This window comes from Escherichia sp. GZ89 (genome assembly GCF_019366485.1).
Classification (GTDB): domain Bacteria; phylum Pseudomonadota; class Gammaproteobacteria; order Enterobacterales; family Enterobacteriaceae; genus Escherichia; species Escherichia fergusonii.
In genome coordinates this window covers 164689-182003 of sequence record NZ_JAEOHX010000006.1, presented here as the reverse complement: position 1 = coordinate 182003, position 17315 = coordinate 164689, and the positions used below count along the sequence as shown (strand labels likewise).

Annotated in this window: 15 protein-coding genes; 9 read left to right on the top strand and 6 right to left on the bottom strand. The window is 51.5% G+C overall.

Annotated elements, in window-relative coordinates; translation table 11 throughout:
* Positions 1 to 2: 2 nt before the first annotated feature.
* Together dsdA and dsdX are read right to left on the bottom strand one after the other, a co-directional pair.
* Complete coding sequence (gene dsdA, locus K0335_RS12165; protein ID WP_000426409.1) at positions 3 to 1331, bottom strand: D-serine ammonia-lyase; 1329 nt, start codon at positions 1329 to 1331, stop codon at positions 3 to 5.
* A gap of 17 nt (positions 1332 to 1348) precedes the next feature.
* Positions 1349 to 2686: a D-serine transporter DsdX gene (dsdX, locus tag K0335_RS12160; protein ID WP_104919996.1), complete on the bottom strand. Its 1338-nt coding sequence runs from the start codon at positions 2684 to 2686 to the stop codon at positions 1349 to 1351.
* 218 nt (positions 2687 to 2904) lie between these two features.
* Between dsdX and dsdC the strand changes: the two genes are divergently transcribed.
* Positions 2905 to 3831 (top strand): DNA-binding transcriptional regulator DsdC, encoded by a 927-nt coding sequence (gene dsdC, locus K0335_RS12155; RefSeq protein WP_104919997.1) that lies wholly within the window; start codon positions 2905 to 2907, stop codon positions 3829 to 3831.
* A 23-nt stretch (positions 3832 to 3854) separates the two neighbouring features.
* On the opposite strand, the gene emrD is transcribed toward dsdC, so the two are convergent.
* Both emrD and tisB read right to left on the bottom strand, forming a co-directional pair.
* Positions 3855 to 5039, bottom strand: a complete 1185-nt coding sequence (gene emrD / locus K0335_RS12150) for a multidrug efflux MFS transporter EmrD (protein ID WP_000828733.1) — start codon at positions 5037 to 5039, stop codon at positions 3855 to 3857.
* Between the two features lie 278 nt (positions 5040 to 5317).
* Positions 5318 to 5407 carry a type I toxin-antitoxin system toxin TisB gene (gene tisB, locus K0335_RS12145; protein ID WP_000060506.1) on the bottom strand — a complete coding sequence of 30 codons (90 nt, stop codon included), beginning with the start codon at positions 5405 to 5407 and terminating at the stop codon, positions 5318 to 5320.
* Positions 5408 to 5971: 564 nt separating this feature from the next.
* Here tisB and ivbL point away from each other — a divergent pair.
* From ivbL to uhpT, 7 genes are all read left to right on the top strand, one after another.
* Complete coding sequence (gene ivbL, locus K0335_RS12140; protein ID WP_001312198.1) at positions 5972 to 6070, top strand: ilvB operon leader peptide IvbL; 99 nt, start codon at positions 5972 to 5974, stop codon at positions 6068 to 6070.
* Positions 6071 to 6175: 105 nt separating this feature from the next.
* A complete protein-coding gene (gene ilvB / locus K0335_RS12135) occupies positions 6176 to 7864 on the top strand; it encodes an acetolactate synthase large subunit (RefSeq protein ID WP_104918103.1) in 1689 nt (562 codons plus the stop codon).
* A gap of 3 nt (positions 7865 to 7867) precedes the next feature.
* The gene (gene ilvN / locus K0335_RS12130; protein WP_104920000.1) at positions 7868 to 8158 is read left to right on the top strand and encodes an acetolactate synthase small subunit; all 291 of its coding nucleotides are present in this window, start codon (positions 7868 to 7870) and stop codon (positions 8156 to 8158) included.
* Between the two features lie 71 nt (positions 8159 to 8229).
* Entirely contained in the window at positions 8230 to 8820 is a 591-nt protein-coding gene (gene uhpA / locus K0335_RS12125; RefSeq protein ID WP_219393842.1) for a transcriptional regulator UhpA, read from the top strand.
* Positions 8820 to 10322, top strand: coding sequence for a signal transduction histidine-protein kinase/phosphatase UhpB (gene uhpB / locus K0335_RS12120; protein WP_001355057.1), 1503 nt, complete (start codon positions 8820 to 8822; stop codon positions 10320 to 10322). Before uhpA ends, uhpB begins: the two co-directional genes overlap by 1 nt.
* A 9-nt stretch (positions 10323 to 10331) precedes the next feature.
* Complete coding sequence (gene uhpC / locus K0335_RS12115; RefSeq protein WP_104920001.1) at positions 10332 to 11651, top strand: MFS transporter family glucose-6-phosphate receptor UhpC; 1320 nt, start codon at positions 10332 to 10334, stop codon at positions 11649 to 11651.
* Between the two features lie 137 nt (positions 11652 to 11788).
* Positions 11789 to 13180 (top strand): hexose-6-phosphate:phosphate antiporter, encoded by a 1392-nt coding sequence (gene uhpT / locus K0335_RS12110; RefSeq protein ID WP_000879194.1) that lies wholly within the window; start codon positions 11789 to 11791, stop codon positions 13178 to 13180.
* A gap of 45 nt (positions 13181 to 13225) precedes the next feature.
* Here uhpT and adeD read toward each other — a convergent pair whose 3' ends face one another.
* On the bottom strand, positions 13226 to 14992 hold the full coding sequence (adeD, locus tag K0335_RS12105; RefSeq protein ID WP_104920002.1) for an adenine deaminase: 1767 nt from the start codon (positions 14990 to 14992) through the stop codon (positions 13226 to 13228).
* Positions 14993 to 15277: 285 nt separating this feature from the next.
* On the opposite strand from adeD, the gene K0335_RS12100 reads away from it, so the two are divergent.
* Complete coding sequence (locus tag K0335_RS12100; protein WP_000637827.1) at positions 15278 to 15730, top strand: DUF1198 family protein; 453 nt, start codon at positions 15278 to 15280, stop codon at positions 15728 to 15730.
* A gap of 18 nt (positions 15731 to 15748) precedes the next feature.
* Here K0335_RS12100 and K0335_RS12095 read toward each other — a convergent pair whose 3' ends face one another.
* Positions 15749 to 17128 carry a carbohydrate porin gene (locus K0335_RS12095; protein WP_096266556.1) on the bottom strand — a complete coding sequence of 460 codons (1380 nt, stop codon included), beginning with the start codon at positions 17126 to 17128 and terminating at the stop codon, positions 15749 to 15751.
* Positions 17129 to 17315: the final 187 nt, after the last annotated feature.

Genomic DNA, 17315 nt, shown 5'->3' with positions numbered 1-17315 from the left:
TATTAACGGCCTTTAGCCAGATATTGATTCATCTCTTCTTCCGGCACCATTCCACCTCCCGTCGCCCACACCAGATGAGTGGCATTACGCAGTTGTTCGGCGCTGAAACCGTGTATCTGTTGGTAACTTACTGATGCGCACACGCGCTGAGGCCCGGCCATACCCGCCAGTGCTGAAGGTTCAAGACGAATCCCTTCTTCCTGCGCCAGCCAGCCAAGCATGTCATACATGGTTTGATCGCTAAGGGTATAGAAGCCATCCAGCAGACGCTCCATTGCCCGCCCGACAAAGCCTGATGCGCGACCAACTGCAAGGCCATCCGCGGCGGTAAGGTTGTCGATACCAATATCCTGAACAGAAATCTGATCGTGTAATCCAGTATGGACGCCTAACAGCATACAAGGGGAGTGCGTTGGTTCGGCAAAAAAGCAGTGAACATGATCGCCAAACGCCAGTTTAAGACCGAATGCGACGCCACCAGGACCACCGCCAACACCACACGGCAGATAGACAAACAGAGGGTTATCAGCATCGACGATACGACCTTGCTGAGCAAATTGCGCTTTTAGACGCTGGCCTGCGACGGAATACCCAAGGAACAACGTGCGGGAATTCTCGTCATCAATAAAGAAACAATTCGGGTCAGACTGCGCTGCTTTACGTCCTTCCTCGACAGCAACACCATAATCTTGCTCATATTCCACGACCGTAACGCCATGGCTGCGCAGTTTCGCTTTTTTCCATGCCCGGGCATCAGCAGACATATGCACTGTCACCTTAAAGCCAATGCGGGCGCTCATAATACCGATTGATAACCCCAGATTTCCGGTTGAGCCCACAGCAATGCTGTATTGGCTAAAGAACTGTTTAAACTCCGGAGAAAGCAGTTTGCTGTAGTCATCTTCAAGCGTCAGCAATCCTGCTTCCAGAGCCAGTTTTTCTGCATGTGCCAGGACTTCATAAATCCCGCCGCGTGCTTTTATGGAGCCGGAAATAGGCAAATGGCTATCTTTTTTCAGTAACAGTTGCCCGCTGATCGGTTGCTGATATTCCTTTTCCAGCCGTTTTTGCATAGCCGGAATGGCAGCCAGTTCTGATTCAATAATCCCCCCAGAGGCAGCAGTTTCAGGAAATGCTTTTGCCAGATAGGGGGCAAAACGAGATAAGCGCGCATGGGCGTCCTGAACATCCTGTTCGGTCAGGCCAACATAAGGTAAACCTTCAGCCAATGAGGTCGTGCCAGGATTGAACCAGGTGGTTTCTTTAAGAGCAACCAGATCCTTTACCAACGGATACTGGGCGATGAGCGAGTTCATTTTAGCGTTTTCCATAGTACGTCTCTTTGCGCTTAGATGATAAATGACAGCAGGAATGTGCCCGCCAGAGCGACGACTGAAGCGATAAATGTCGCTGTCGTATAGTATTTAAATGTTTCATTGAGCGTAGCGCCGCAATATTGCTTCACCAGCCAGAAAAGCGAGTCCGTAACGATCGTGCAGCCAATCGCACCTGAACCGATAGCAATCGCAATAATTTCCGGGCTGATGTCGGGATACAGCGGCAGCATGGGGGCAACAATTGCCGTTGCCCCCATCATTGCCACGGTAGCGGAGCCCACCGCAGCATGCAGAATAAGTGCCACCAACCAGGCCAGAAGTATCGGGTGCATATGCAGATTGGAGAGAATAACTGCCAGCGTATCAGCGAGACTGCTGCTTTTTAAAATGGCGTTGAATGCGCCTCCGGCCCCGATAATCAGCAAAATATTAGCAATAGAACCGAAACCATTTTCTGTATGTGTGAGCATCGTCCCCATGCTCATATGCTGACGTATACCCAACACATAATAGGCGACAAACACGGCGATAAACATGGCAGTGATAGGGTTGCCAATAAACTCAAGCAAGCTATACAAACCACTCTCACGCGCCATATTCAATTCGGCAATCGTTTTCACCAACATCAGCGCAATGGGCAGTAGTACGGTCAATAACGTTGCGCCTAATGACGGTAGTGTTTTTTCATCGCGAACTTGCAGATCGGCAAACTCTGTGGGTACAGGTTTAAAGGGCAGTCGTTGCCCCAGAAATTTAAGGAAAAGTGGGCCACCGATCAGTGATGCCATCAGCCCAACCAGCAAACCGTAGACGATCACCGAACCGATATCTGCGCCCAGCTTATTGGCAACATATAAAGCAGCCGGATGTGGAGGAACCACGCAGTGCACTGCCATCAATGCAGTACACAGCGGAATGGCCAGCTTTAACAATGAGGTATTGGTTTTTTTGGCAATTGAAAAAGCCAGAGGAATCAATAGCACGACGCCCACTTCAACAAACAGCGTGATGCCGCAAATCAGGCCAACCAGCACCATAATGACATCAGCTGAAAGCCAGCGGCAGCGCTGAAGTGTCAGACCAATTCTTTCTGCGGCACCGGATACTTCCATCATTTTTCCCAGTATCGTGCCAAGGCCGATAACCGCAGCAAGGAAACCCAGTGTTCCGCCAATTCCACTTTCAATAGCGTTTACCATATCCAGTGGCCCCATACCCATCATCGTTCCCACGAAGAAGCTGGCCAGCAATAGCGCCAGAAACGGGTGGAATTTGAACTTCACGATGGTCAGTACAATTAACACGATGCTGATAAGCAGCGTGCTCACAACCCAGATTTGAGAGTGCATATCTCACCTTCCCCTGTGATTAACCTGATGATATTGGACAAAAAAACAACGCAGGCTGACAAACGATAAAATTTGCCTTTCACATGAGCTAAATTGCAGCAATGGAGTGATTTACGTCTAAAAATGAAGGTAAATTGAGATATGGTTCACTTTAGCTCACCTTACAGCTGAAAATTTTGCCGCTATTTTTTTACACTTAAGAGAAAAATGAGGTGATTATGGAATCCCTTCGTGAAATAAGAAATCGACTGCTTAATGGCTGGCAACTATCAAAACTGCATACTTTTGAAGTGGCAGCCAGGCATCAGTCCTTCGCCCTGGCGGCAGAGGAATTGTCGCTGAGCCCTAGTGCGGTAAGTCACCGTATCAATCAGCTGGAAGAAGAATTGGGTATTCAGTTGTTTGTCCGTTCCCATCGCAAAGTGGAATTAACGCACGAGGGGAAACGCGTTTATTGGGCGCTAAAATCGTCGCTGGATACCCTGAACCAGGAAATTCTTGATATCAAAAATCAGGAATTATCGGGAACGTTAACTCTGTATTCCCGCCCCTCTATCGCTCAATGCTGGTTGGTGCCCGCATTAGGTGACTTTACACGCCGCTATCCGTCTATTTCGCTCACCGTGCTCACTGGTAATGACAATGTCAATCTGCAACGTGCCGGAATCGATTTGGCGATTTACTTTGATGACGCGCCGTCAGCGCAACTGACTCATCACTTTCTGATGGATGAAGAAATCCTGCCTGTATGTAGCCCGGAATACGCTCAAAGACATGCTTTAACCAACACGGTAATTAACCTGCGCCACTGTACGTTGCTCCATGACAGACAGGCATGGAGCAACGACTCCGGTACGGATGAATGGCATAGTTGGGCGCAACATTATGCAGTTAATTTGCCGACATCTTCTGGAATTGGCTTTGATCGTTCTGATTTAGCTGTTATCGCTGCGATGAATCATATTGGGATAGCGATGGGAAGAAAGCGCCTGGTACAAAAAAGGCTTGCCAGTGGTGAGCTCGTTGCACCGTTTGGCGATATGACGGTGAAATGCCATCAGCATTATTACATCACCACATTACCGGGCAGGCAGTGGCCAAAAATTGAGGCATTTATTACCTGGCTAAAAGAACAGGTAAGGTAGCCCGAAGGCCACCTTATAATGAATTAAACCGCTTGCCCCTGATGTGACATGCGAGCTGCTAACGGAAGCCAGCACAATACAATCAACACTCCCATCAGTGTCATTAACATTCCAAGGCTTCCCTGATCGGTTTGCGGCAACATGGCGGAGAGCGAAGCGAGTGCACCAGAGCCAATGTTCTGTAATCCGCCAACCAATGCACCTGCAGTACCGGCCAGGAACGGAAAAGGTTCCATTGCGCCACTGGTTGCCAGTGGGAATAACATCCCGGCCCCAAAAAAGAATAGCGCGGCAGGCGTCAGAAGTGTCCAGATGTTCATGATGCCAAACCAGGCAGGGAGCCACATCAAAAGGCCTGCCAGCAAACAACAGATTGCAGATTGCCACATTAAGGTTGAGAAACGTTTATTTGGGCGTCCGGCAAACCATGCACCGAAAAATGCAGCCGGGATTGGCAGGATAAACAAAATACTCACCGTCATGCTGTTGAGTCCTAATACCGCCCCCATGAGCACGCCGGAGCAAGCTTCAAAGGCAGCAATCCCCGCCAGACCGCCAATCAACATCAACAGATAGCAGTCAAAACCCCCGTTGCCAAAAAGTGTTTTATAGCTGGTGATCAAACTGGTTCGCGGTGCGTCAGCGGGCCGTGTTTCTGGCATCCAGCGGGCCATACTAAAGGTGACGCCGGCACATAAAACCAGCAAAAACAGATAACAGGCACGCCAGTTCCATAGGGTATCGAGCACACCACCAATCAGGGGAGCCAATAATGGACTTACGAGAATCCCCATATTTAACAAGCTATTGGCATGGCGCAGTTGTGTCCGTTCATATAAATCACGCGGTAGCGTGCGCGCCATCACTCCCCCGACGCCGGTTCCCATGCCTTGCATCGCGCTGGCGGCAATCAGCACCGTCAGGCTATGAGTCGTGGCGGCTAGAAGTGTTGCCAGCATAAAAATGGACATTCCGATGAGGATCACCGGGCGGCGGCCGACCCGGTCAGAAATGGGGCCATAAAACAGCTGTGAGATACCATAAGTCAGCAGATACGCACCCATCACACTTTGAACTGCACCCTCACGGACATTCAGTTCACGCGCCATATCGGCAATAGCTGGAATATAAATGGTTTGTGCCATCTGACCGACAGCTACGAGTAATATCAACATCAATAGCAAATTGACGTTTCTTTGCCTTTTCATTTCAATGATGCTTTTAGAAAAATATTCAGAATAAGTTGCTGTGCATTCCAATAAATGCGGGAGAGGAATCTATCACATTGATGAATGTTAGCCAGATATGTGTCAGGAATGGCGAAATGCAAAACGGCAGAATATGTAAACAAAAGCGGCAATAAATGTTGCCGGAAAGAGCTGTGGGCCGGATAAGATGTATTAACATCGCATCGGACATCAATCGATAAGCTGAATATAAAAGGGGAGCGGTTTCCCGCTCCCCTTTGGTGCGACTTGAATCTGAATTACTTCAGGTATTTCAGAACAGCATCAAGTAGTTGCAGTGCTGCAACAATGAGTTTGAGGATAAGAATGGCGATATCCACCAGGCTCATACGCGTCTCCTGTGGTTCAGGAGCACTGCCAGCTGACGTACCTTTCCGCTGCCTGTTGCCAGCTGTTGTGCACGCGGTATCTCAAGGAGAAACGTTGTGCTTGTTGACATAACACAGTGTGCTCACGCGGGGTTAAGGCGCTGACGGCACCACCCGTTTCAGCCAGGACTTAGTGCGCCGGGTAACGATGCGGCCCCCGCATAACACATTGCGTACAGTGATATTATAGAAGTTTACTGTATAAATAAACAGTAATATTTGGACAAAACGCAAACTGTGATCGATACTCAACTATGCACTAAATACGTCAAAATTCGTGCCGAAATTGCGCGTTTTGCGCGGAACACGTATACTTTCAGTGTTGACATAATACAGTATGCTTTGCGGTTACCAGCCGCGGGCGGCTGACGAAACCTCGCTCCGGCGGGGTTTTTTGTTACCTGCAATTCAGTACAAAACGTGATCAACCCCTCAATTTTCCCTTGCTGAACAATTTTCCATTGTCTCCTCTGTAAAGCTGTGCTTGTATAAATCTTGTTAAACACAAAACAGACAAGGTCCCCAATGACTACTTCCATGTTCAACGCAAAACTACTACCAACTGCGCCATCCGCCGCAGTGGTCGTCGTGCGTGTGGTGGTGGTCGTCGGCAATGCGCCGTAGGGACTGGAACAACACACGATTCCAAAACCCCGCCGGCGCAAACCGGGCGGGGTTTTTCGTTTAAGCACCTCCCGGAAAGTCGGCCCAGAAGAAAAGGACTGGAGCATGGCAAGTTCGGGCACATCATCGACACGTAAGCGCTTTACCGGCGCAGAATTTATCGTTCATTTCCTGGAACAGCAGGGCATTAAGATTGTGACGGGCATTCCGGGCGGTTCTATCCTGCCTGTTTACGATGCCTTGAGCCAAAGCACGCAAATCCGCCATATTCTGGCTCGCCATGAACAGGGCGCGGGGTTTATCGCTCAGGGAATGGCGCGTACCGACGGCAAACCGGCGGTCTGTATGGCCTGTAGCGGACCGGGTGCGACTAACCTGGTGACCGCCATTGCCGATGCGCGACTGGACTCCATCCCGCTGATTTGCATCACCGGCCAGGTCCCTGCCTCAATGATCGGCACTGACGCCTTCCAGGAAGTGGACACCTACGGCATCTCTATCCCCATCACCAAACACAACTATCTGGTCAGACATATCGAAGAACTCCCGCAGGTCATGAGCGATGCCTTCCGTATTGCGCAATCAGGCCGCCCCGGCCCGGTGTGGATAGACATTCCTAAGGATGTGCAAACGGCAGTTTTTGAGATTGAAGAACAGCCCGGTATGACAGAAAAAGCTGCCGCGCCTGCGTTTAGTGAGGAGAGTATTTGTGACGCAGCTGCAATGATTAACGCCGCCAAACGCCCGGTGCTCTATCTGGGTGGTGGTGTGATTAACGCCCCCACGCGGGTGCGTGAACTGGCGGAGAAAGCGCAGCTGCCTACCACCATGACTTTAATGGCGCTGGGCATATTGCCAAAAGCGCATCCGCTGTCGCTGGGTATGCTGGGGATGCACGGTGTACGTAGCACTAACTATATCTTGCAGGAGGCGGATCTGCTGATTGTTCTCGGCGCACGTTTTGATGACCGGGCGATTGGCAAAACCGAGCAGTTCTGCCCAAATGCCAAAATTATTCATGTCGATATCGACCGTGCAGAGCTGGGCAAAATCAAGCAGCCGCACGTAGCGATTCAGGCGGATGTTGATGACGTGCTGGCGCAGTTGATCCCGCTGGTGGAAGCGCAACCGCGTGCAGAGTGGCACCAATTGGTAGCCGATTTGCAGCGCGAATTCCCGTGTCCAATCCCGAAAGCGTGCGATCCGTTAAGCCATTACGGCCTGATCAACGCCGTTGCCGCCTGTGTCGATGACAACGCGATTATCACCACCGACGTGGGTCAGCATCAGATGTGGACCGCGCAAGCCTATCCGCTCAATCGCCCACGCCAGTGGCTGACCTCCGGTGGGCTGGGCACGATGGGCTTTGGCCTGCCTGCGGCGATTGGCGCGGCGCTGGCGAACCCGGATCGCAAAGTGTTGTGTTTCTCCGGCGACGGCAGCCTGATGATGAATATTCAGGAGATGGCGACCGCCAGCGAAAACCAGCTGGATGTCAAAATCATCCTGATGAACAACGAAGCGCTGGGGCTGGTGCATCAGCAACAGAGTCTGTTCTACAAGCAGGGCGTTTTTGCCGCCACCTATCCGGGCAAAATCAACTTTATGCAAATTGCCGCCGGATTCGGCCTCGAAACCTGTGATTTGAATAACGAAGCCGATCCGCAGGCCGCGTTGCGGGAAATCATTAATCGTCCCGGCCCGGCGCTGATCCATGTGCGTATTGATGCCGAAGAAAAAGTGTACCCGATGGTGCCGCCAGGTGCGGCGAATACTGAAATGGTGGGGGAATAAGCCATGCAAAACACAACTCATGACAACGTGATTCTGGAACTCACCGTTCGCAACCATCCGGGCGTAATGACCCACGTTTGTGGCCTTTTTGCCCGCCGCGCTTTTAACGTTGAAGGCATTCTCTGCCTGCCGATTCAGAACAGCGACAAAAGCCATATCTGGCTACTGGTCAATGACGACCAGCGTCTGGAGCAGATGATAAGCCAAATCGATAAGCTGGAAGATGTGGTAAAAGTGCAACGTAATCAGTCCGATCCGACGATGTTTAACAAGATTGCGGTGTTTTTTCAGTAACCGCTCAAGGCTTGAACAACATCGCGCTTATCGTTAAGGTATGCGCGTTTTTTATCCGCCAGGACCCAATCATGATCACCGTTGCCCTTATAGACGATCACCTTATCGTCCGCTCCGGCTTTGCGCAGCTGCTGGGGCTGGAACCTGATTTGCAGGTAGTTGCCGAGTTTGGTTCGGGGCGCGAGGCACTGGCGGGGCTGCCGGGGCGCGGTGTGCAGGTGTGTATTTGCGATATCTCCATGCCCGATATCTCCGGTCTGGAGCTGCTAAGCCAGCTGCCGAAAGGTATGGCGACAATTATGCTCTCCGTTCATGACAGTCCGGCACTGGTTGAGCAGGCGCTTAACGCGGGGGCGCGCGGCTTTCTCTCCAAACGCTGTAGCCCGGATGAACTGATTGCAGCGGTGCATACGGTTGCTACGGGGGGATGTTATTTGACACTGGATATTGCCATTAAACTGGCATCCGGTCGCCAGGACCCGCTGACCAAACGTGAACGCCAGGTGGCGGAAAAACTGGCGCAAGGAATGACGGTGAAAGAGATTGCCGCCGAACTGGGCTTGTCGCCGAAAACGGTACACGTCCATCGCGCCAACCTGATGGAAAAACTGGGCGTCAGTAACGACGTGGAACTGGCGCGCCGCATGTTTGATGGCTGGTGATGAAGACGTTGTTCTCCCGCTTAATTACTGTTATTGCCTGCTTTTTTATCTTCTCTGCCGCGTGGTTTTGCCTGTGGAGTATCAGCCTGCATCTGGTTGAGCGCCCTGATATGGCGGTGCTGTTATTTCCATTTGGTCTTCGACTTGGGCTAATGTTGCAATGCCCACGCGGATACTGGCCAGTGCTGCTGGGCGCGGAATGGCTGCTGATTTATTGGTTAATGCAGGCGGTTGGTTTAAGCCATTTCTCCTTATTGATGATCGGTAGTTTGCTGACGTTACTGCCCGTGGCGCTGATCTCACGCTATCGCCATCAACGCGACTGGCGCACCCTGCTGTTACAGGGGGCAGCGCTGACGGCGGCGGCGTTGTTGCAGTCGTTGCCCTGGCTTTGGTACGGCAAAGAGTCGTGGAATGCGCTGCTGTTAACTTTAACTGGCGGCCTGACGCTGGCCCCGATATGTCTGGTGTTCTGGCACTATCTCGCCAATAACACCTGGCTGCCGCTCGGTCCGTCATTGGTTTCTCAACCGATCAACTGGCGCGGGCGGCATCTGGTCTGGTACTTGCTGCTGTTTGTTATCAGTCTCTGGCTCCAGTTGGGATTGCCGGATGAACTGTCGCGCTTTACGCCATTCTGCCTGGCGCTGCCGATTATCGCGCTGGCATGGCACTACGGCTGGCAAGGGGCGCTGATTGCGACGTTGATGAACGCCATCGCGCTGATCGCCAGTCAAACCTGGCGTGACCATCCGGTCGATTTATTGCTCTCACTGCTGGTGCAAAGTCTGACAGGGTTGTTACTTGGCGCTGGCATCCAGCGGTTGCGTGAACTTAACCAGTCGCTGCAAAAGGAACTGGCGCGCAATCAGCATCTGGCTGAACGTTTGTTAGAAACCGAAGAGAGTGTGCGTCGTGATGTGGCGCGTGAATTACACGATGATATCGGTCAGACCATCACCGCCATTCGTACGCAAGCGGGCATTGTCCAGCGGCTCGCGGCGGATAACGCCCGCGTGAAACAGAGCGGGCAGCTCATCGAACAGTTATCCCTGGGCGTTTACGACGCGGTGCGCCGCTTGTTAGGGCGGTTACGTCCGCGCCAGCTGGATGATCTCACTCTGGAGCAGGCCATCCGCTCACTGATGCGGGAAATGGAGCTGGAAGGGCGCGGTATTGTCAGCCATCTCGAATGGCGAATCGATGAATCAGCGTTAAGCGAAAACCAGCGCGTGACGCTGTTTCGCGTCTGCCAGGAAGGGTTGAACAACATTGTGAAACATGCCGATGCCAGTGCGGTCACGTTGCAAGGCTGGCAGCAGGACGAACGGTTGATGCTGGTGATTGAAGACGATGGTAGCGGTTTACCGCCGGGTTCCGGGCAACACGGTTTTGGCCTCACCGGAATGCGCGAGCGAGTAACGGCGCTGGGTGGCACCTTGACCATCTCCTGTTTGCACGGCACGCGTGTCAGTGTTTCTCTACCTCAACGTTATGTCTAAGGCTTGATGATGTTGCCGTTTCTGAAAGCGCCAGCTGACGCGCCGTTGATTAGCGATAAACAAGAAATTGATGCCCGTTACCGTTACTGGCGTCGCCATATTCTGCTGACCATCTGGCTGGGTTACGCACTGTTTTACTTTACGCGTAAAAGTTTTAACGCCGCCGTACCAGAAATTCTTGCCAACGGTGTGCTCAGCCGTAGCGATATCGGCCTGTTAGCGACTCTGTTTTACATTACCTACGGCGTGTCGAAGTTTGTCTCCGGCATTGTCAGCGACCGCTCAAATGCCCGGTATTTTATGGGGATTGGGCTTATCGCTACGGGCATTATCAACATTCTGTTTGGTTTCTCGACGTCGCTGTGGGCGTTTGCCATGCTATGGGGGCTGAACGCCTTTTTCCAGGGCTGGGGTTCACCGGTGTGTGCGCGTCTGTTAACCACCTGGTATTCACGTACTGAGCGCGGGGGTTGGTGGGCATTATGGAACACGGCGCATAACGTCGGCGGCGCACTCATTCCCATTGTGATGGCAGCAGCTGCGCTGCATTACGGCTGGCGTGCCGGGATGATGATTGCCGGTTGTATGGCGATCGTCGTGGGGATTTTTCTCTGCTGGCGGCTGCGCGATCGCCCGCAGGCGTTAGGTTTACCGGCGGTCGGTGAATGGCGGCACGACGCGCTGGAGATTGCTCAACAACAAGAAGGGGCAGGGCTGACACGTAAAGAGATCCTCACCAAATATGTGTTGCTGAATCCGTATATCTGGCTGCTTTCGTTTTGCTATGTGCTGGTCTATGTGGTCCGGGCGGCGATCAACGACTGGGGCAATTTGTATATGTCCGAGACGCTGGGCGTCGATCTGGTCACGGCGAATACGGCAGTGACAATGTTTGAACTGGGCGGATTTATCGGTGCGCTGGTAGCGGGTTGGGGCTCGGACAAACTCTTTAACGGCAACCGCGGGCCGATGAATTTAATTTTCGCCGCCGGGATTTTGCTGTCCGTCGGCTCGCTGTGGCTGATGCCATTTGCCAGCTACGTGATGCAGGCAAGCTGCTTCTTCACCATTGGTTTTTTTGTCTTTGGCCCGCAGATGTTAATCGGCATGGCGGCAGCAGAGTGTTCCCACAAGGAGGCGGCAGGGGCGGCAACGGGGTTTGTCGGCTTGTTTGCTTATCTGGGGGCGTCGCTTGCTGGTTGGCCGCTGGCGAAAGTACTCGATACCTGGCACTGGAGCGGTTTTTTTGTGGTTATCGCCATTGCCGCCGGGATTTCCGCACTGCTGTTACTGCCCTTTTTGAATGCCCAGACACCGCGCGAAGCGTGATGCATCTCACTTTTTCACTTCATATCCGGCAAAACTAAGAAATTTTCCAGGTTTTGCCTGGACGCTATCTCAGGCCTGATTTGCTGCTGATTTTTACAATGCATACCTCACGCAGGTATTCATTTCAGGAGTAACCCATGCTGGCTTTCTTAAACCAGGTTCGCAAGCCGACCCTGGATCTTCCGCTCGAAGTGCGGCGCAAAATGTGGTTCAAACCGTTCATGCAATCCTACCTGGTGGTCTTTATCGGCTACCTGACGATGTACCTGATTCGCAAGAACTTTAACATCGCGCAGAACGACATGATCTCGACCTACGGCTTGAGCATGACGCAGCTGGGGATGATCGGCCTGGGCTTCTCCATCACTTATGGTGTGGGTAAAACACTGGTTTCCTATTACGCCGACGGCAAAAACACCAAACAATTCCTGCCGTTCATGCTGATCTTGTCTGCCATTTGTATGTTGGGCTTCAGTGCCAGTATGGGCAGCGGCTCGGTTAGTCTGTTCCTGATGATTGCCTTCTACGCCTTAAGCGGCTTTTTCCAGAGTACCGGGGGATCGTGCAGTTACTCCACCATCACCAAATGGACGCCGCGTCGTAAGCGCGGGACGTTCCTCGGTTTCTGGAATATTTCTCACAATCTTGGCGGTGCGGGCGCGGCAGGTGTGGCGCTGTTCGGCGCAAATTACCTGTTTGACGGCCATGTGATCGGCATGTTTATCTTCCCGTCCATCATCGCGTTGATTGTCGGTTTTATCGGCCTGCGTTACGGCAGCGACTCCCCGGAATCTTATGGCCTCGGCAAAGCTGAAGAACTGTTCGGCGAAGAGATCAGCGAAGAGGACAAAGAGACAGAATCTACCGATATGACCAAGTGGCAGATCTTTGTTGAGTATGTGCTGAAAAACAAAGTGATCTGGCTGCTGTGCTTCGCCAACATTTTCCTCTATGTGGTGCGTATTGGTATCGACCAGTGGTCAACCGTGTATGCGTTCCAGGAACTGAAACTCTCTAAAGCGGTGGCGATTCAGGGCTTTACGCTGTTTGAAGCTGGTGCGCTGGTGGGGACGCTGTTGTGGGGCTGGCTCTCTGACCTGGCGAACGGTCGCCGTGGCCTGGTGGCCTGCATCGCGCTGGCGCTGATTATCGCCACGCTCGGTGTGTATCAACATGCCAGCAACGAATATATCTACCTGGCTTCTCTCTTTGCGTTAGGTTTCCTGGTCTTTGGCCCGCAATTGTTGATTGGTGTGGCTGCTGTTGGTTTTGTACCTAAAAAAGCCATTGGCGCTGCCGATGGTATTAAAGGCACCTTCGCTTACCTGATTGGCGACAGCTTTGCCAAGTTAGGGCTGGGGATGATTGCCGATGGTACGCCGGTATTCGGCCTTACCGGCTGGGCAGGCACCTTTGCCGCACTGGATATCGCCGCGATTGGTTGTATCTGCCTGATGGCGATAGTGGCGGTGATGGAAGAACGCAAAATCCGCCGCGAGAAAAAGATTCAGCAGTTGACAGTGGCATAAACGTAACTGGTGACTTTTGCCCGGCATGACGCCGGGCTTTTTTTATTATTCCGTGACTTCCAGCGTGGTGAAGGCAAACTTTTCACCATCAAACAGCCCCTGGCTGGTCAGTTTCAGTGCGGGGATCACTGGCAGGGAAAGAAACGCCATCTGAATAAACGGCTCATCCGGTAACGGACCACATTCACGGGAGGCGGCTTTCAATGCGTCAATTTGCTCCGCCAGCGACTGCGCCGTGTCGGTGCTCATTAGCCCCGCAATGGGCAACGGCAGATGGCTCTGTACCTGACCGTTACGTACTACGCATAGTCCGCCGCCATCCTGAATCACCTGATTGACCGCCAGCGCCATCTCTTCAGCACTGCGACCGATCACCACAATATTATGGCTGTCATGGCTGACTGTCGCAGCCAGCGCGCCTTCATTCAGGCCAAAGCCGCCGAGCAAACCACAAGCCGGAGCCAGACGTTGCCCGTAACGCTCAAGTACGGCAATAAAGCACACATCATCGCGATCAAAACCATTTTCGCTGTAGACGCTGGAGCGGGAGTGCGTAATCAATTCGTTATGGATAACGTCAATGACCCGATAGCGTTTTCCGGGCGTGAATTGCAGGGCAAAGTCGCTGGCGGAAACTGGCTGGCGGGCAATGGTATTGCCATACGGCGGAGCGGATTGTGCCAGTCTCGCCGACTCTTCCGCCTGTAAGGTTTGCGCATCAATCGGCTCGCCTTTCACCAGTACCTGTTGTACCGTGACCTTACGCGCATCGCTCAACAGGACGATATCGGCCTGCTTGCCGGGTGCCAGTAAGCCGAGGTGATTCAGACCAAAATGGCGCGCCGTCGACCAGCTGGCGACGCGATATGCCACATGCAGCGGCACATTGTGTTGTTCGATCAGGCGGCGAATTAAGGCATCGATGTGTCCTTCATGGGCGATCTCCCACGGGTTACGGTCATCGGTACAGAGCATGCATTGCGGGCTGTTAAATTCGTTGATCAACGGTGCCAGCGCGTTGAGATTGCGGGCTGCGGACCCTTCGCGGATCATCAACGACATACCGAGTTGTAATTTCCGGCGTCCTTCTTCCAGCTGATAACTTTCGTGGCAGTTTTCAATACCCGCAGCAATATAGGCGTTAAGTGCTTTACCACCCAAACCCGGGCAGTGACCGTCCAGCGTCAGGTGGCGAAATGCATCCAGTTTATCGAGCAGCGCATTCTGCCCGCTAATTACGCCAGGGTAGTCCATCATTTCTGCAAGGCCGGTAACCTGCGGATGGTCCCGCCAGGCGAGCATCTGTTCAAGGGTAAAACTGGCACCGTTAACATCGCAGCCTTCCAGAGCGGGTACGCAAGAGCTGACCTGTAAGTACTGGTTTTGCCTTGCCTGTTCGGCACAGCGGGCAAACCAGGCGAAACCGGCTTCGCCCATCACGTTGACGATTTCATGAGGGTCGCAAATAACGGTCGTCAGGCCGCGCGGCAGGGTAGCGGTTTCAAAGGTGACCGGCGTCATCATGCTGGATTCAATATGCAGGTGAGCATCAATAAACCCTGGCACCGCTATTGCTCCGTGAGCATCAATTCTTTGTAATGTCGGCGCGTCATTATATTCGGAACCAATGCCCGCGATGTAACGCCCTTTAATGGCAATCGGGCCAGCGATTTCTCCACCGTTAATTAAATCAAGAATTACAACATTCTCAATAAGATAATCAGCAACGGCTTCACCACGTGCAATAGCTAAGATTTCTTGCCGTTGTTGGCGACTGATGTAGTGGATTTTATGGTTAATCGCCTGATCCATATTTTGTCCTTTTGCTGTATTTCACCGTAATTTACCCAAAATAAAGGCCAAACTTATTTGAGAGAATTGCGTTAAATGTCTATTACTCGTTAACCGTCGTAGTGGAGATATATTCAGGATGAAACGGCATGGAGAATTTATCATGATGGGAATCTTGCGAGAAAGTTTATTTCTCCCGCTTTATCATTTCGGTATGTTGTCGTTGTCAGCACTAAAATCCATCTCAGAGTTAGTATCCCCCGCACTTTTCCAGATATCATCAAAAGTGGATACGCAGGAGAACGCATGATCTGGATAATGCTTGCCACCGTCGTGGTGGTGTTTGTGGTTGGTTTTCGGGTTCTGACGTCAGGCACCCGACGGGCGATTCGCCGTTTAAGCGAACGACTTAATATTGATGTTGTACCTGTAGAATCGATGATCGATCAGATGGGTAAAATGCCTGGTGAAGAGTTTTTATATTATTTGCATCGCCCGGATGAATCTCATCTGCAAAATGCTGCTCAGGTGTTACTTATCTGGCAAATTGTGATTGTCGATGGTAGTGAGCAGAACTTGTTACGTTGGCATCGGTTGTTGCAAAAAGCGCGTCTTGCTGCGCCGATCACTGATGCCCAGGTCCGTCTGGCGCTGGGTTTTCTCCGTGAGTTAGAGCCAGATATGCAGGAGATTAATGCCTTCCAAATGCGCTATAACGCCCTCTTCCAGCCAGAAGAAGGCGTGTTTTGGTTGCATTAACTCAATGTGAGTGGCCTGTCAGAACCAGGCTTCCCACATCGCACCAAGGTTAAAGTCGTCAAGCGTTTCCTCTTTTGTACCGTTGACGCGTGCAGTCCGGTCATTATCAACTTGCCCGCCCGTCATGTAGAAACGTAGCATTGGGCGGAATTCCGGGCCCATCGCAATAGAAATGTTCTGTGACAGCGTCAGCTTCCAGCCGGAATTATCTCCGCCTTTATCATAATCAACCCGTTGATAACCCGCCTCAAGCCAGGTGGAGTGAACGTCATTCCAGAAATACATAGGACGGACAATTACGCCATAGTTTTTGCGGTTATCACTCTTAATAGAACTGTTGTCGTAATCATGGAAGGCCAGTAAATACTCGATTTGCGCCTGCTGAGTAAATTTATGACTACCTTCAAAACTGGCGTAAATTGTCGTGAGATCGTCAGTTTTATTGTAAACACTGTTATCGGAATTATCAGAGTAGCGGGCAATGACTTTATTCACTCCGCTGTCATTGCTATGGCTTACAACAAATGCCCCCTGCCAGGCTTTCAGTTTGTCTTCACCTTCGACTGCTTTTGAGTCGAATCCGTAGTTAGCGTACAACTCAAGATCCAGTGGCCCCAGTTTCATACCATGAATTTTGGACGTTACCGCATAATTGCCTTTGTCGCCCGTTCCTGACCCGCCAGTACAGGTAATGCGTGATGGATTAGTCTCATCCTCCATCACTTCAGGATTACAGGATTCAACCGCTGCGACAGTAGCAAGGTCAAACTTGATGCCACCAATGTCGAAATTTTTCACCCCGGCACCCTGACCATCGTGAGTCATCCAGAAGTAGTCATTAATGCCCTGTTGCGGGCGCTGGTGGAAGTCACGACCAGCCCAGATATAAGCGTCAGGATTGGATGCCAGAACATTGGTGACACCAGCGTAGGCTTTTTTCAGGTTAACTTCGTCGCCCCAGTGATCAATCATGACATTGACATCCCAGATTGCGCCGTTATCGCTCTTGAAGGCTTTTGATAACTGAAACTCTCCGCCGTTACCTTCGTTCCCCAGACGACCAATTGCAGATGCACCATTATAGGAGCCGTCTACAGCAACATATTTTTGATCACCGCTTTGAAAGTGAGCCCCATAACGGGCATAACCACTAAATTTCACGCCAAAGGGAATTGCCATATCCGGAGACTGTGCAGCACTTTCCGGTTCGTTAATCACATCCACTTTTTTTGCTGCCGCGGCATCCATTTTTTCTTGCCTTTCGGCTAATGCTTTATCGACGGCTTTTGCCACAATGGCGTCTATTTGTTCCTGAGTAAATTCCTGAGCCTGGGCAGATATTGAGTACAAAGCGGCAATAACCGCCAGGGTAACTGGAAGTGTTTTTATCTTTTTCATGATTATCTCACGCACACGTTATAATTCATTATGCGGTGGGCATAATAAATATAAGGTGTGTATTAATTTGTTTTATGATAATAAGCAGCCTGTTTCGGTTTGTTTTTAACTACCGAAACAGGGTGGTTTATCTATTTTATTTTCTGGTAAAACAGAGGTTTTATTTTATCAAATGGATGCTCCTCAC

Coding starts and splice junctions, on each gene's coding strand:
- tisB (WP_000060506.1), bottom strand. CDS start 5,407: ATGAGCCTGGTGGATATCGCCATTCTTATCCTCAAACTCATTGTTGCA.
- dsdX (WP_104919996.1), bottom strand. CDS start 2,686: ATGCACTCTCAAATCTGGGTTGTGAGCACGCTGCTTATCAGCATCGTG.
- ilvN (WP_104920000.1), top strand. CDS start 7,868: ATGCAAAACACAACTCATGACAACGTGATTCTGGAACTCACCGTTCGC.
- uhpT (WP_000879194.1), top strand. CDS start 11,789: ATGCTGGCTTTCTTAAACCAGGTTCGCAAGCCGACCCTGGATCTTCCG.
- ivbL (WP_001312198.1), top strand. CDS start 5,972: ATGACTACTTCCATGTTCAACGCAAAACTACTACCAACTGCGCCATCC.
- uhpB (WP_001355057.1), top strand. CDS start 8,820: ATGAAGACGTTGTTCTCCCGCTTAATTACTGTTATTGCCTGCTTTTTT.
- adeD (WP_104920002.1), bottom strand. CDS start 14,992: ATGGATCAGGCGATTAACCATAAAATCCACTACATCAGTCGCCAACAA.
- emrD (WP_000828733.1), bottom strand. CDS start 5,039: ATGAAAAGGCAAAGAAACGTCAATTTGCTATTGATGTTGATATTACTC.
- uhpC (WP_104920001.1), top strand. CDS start 10,332: ATGTTGCCGTTTCTGAAAGCGCCAGCTGACGCGCCGTTGATTAGCGAT.
- ilvB (WP_104918103.1), top strand. CDS start 6,176: ATGGCAAGTTCGGGCACATCATCGACACGTAAGCGCTTTACCGGCGCA.
- dsdC (WP_104919997.1), top strand. CDS start 2,905: ATGGAATCCCTTCGTGAAATAAGAAATCGACTGCTTAATGGCTGGCAA.
- K0335_RS12100 (WP_000637827.1), top strand. CDS start 15,278: ATGATCTGGATAATGCTTGCCACCGTCGTGGTGGTGTTTGTGGTTGGT.
- K0335_RS12095 (WP_096266556.1), bottom strand. CDS start 17,128: ATGAAAAAGATAAAAACACTTCCAGTTACCCTGGCGGTTATTGCCGCT.
- uhpA (WP_219393842.1), top strand. CDS start 8,230: ATGATCACCGTTGCCCTTATAGACGATCACCTTATCGTCCGCTCCGGC.
- dsdA (WP_000426409.1), bottom strand. CDS start 1,331: ATGGAAAACGCTAAAATGAACTCGCTCATCGCCCAGTATCCGTTGGTA.